General features: G+C 66.9%; 1 pseudogene. It reads left to right on the top strand.

Features of this window, described 5'->3' with window-relative positions:
- Positions 1 to 242 (top strand): annotated as a pseudogene (locus tag IF89_RS0137090) (IS630 family transposase); the annotation flags it as partial.

Here is a 242-nt window from a genome sequence, read left to right on the forward strand (position 1 = left end):
GCGAACCCGCACCTGGAAGGAGTCCAAAGATCCCGACAAGGACGCCAAACTCGACCGTATCGAGCACGTGACCAGCCATTTCCCGGACCGGTGCTTCGCCTTCGACCAGTTCGGCCCGCTGCCGATCCGGCCCTGCCACGGCTCCAGCTGGGCCGAAGAGAGCAAACCGGACCGGCTGCCGGCCACCTGCCGCCGCACCCACGGCATCCGCTACTTCCACGGCTGCTACTCGATGGGCGATG

It is taken from the genome of Streptomyces sp. NRRL F-2664, from assembly GCF_000719345.1.
Classification (GTDB): domain Bacteria; phylum Actinomycetota; class Actinomycetes; order Streptomycetales; family Streptomycetaceae; genus Streptomyces.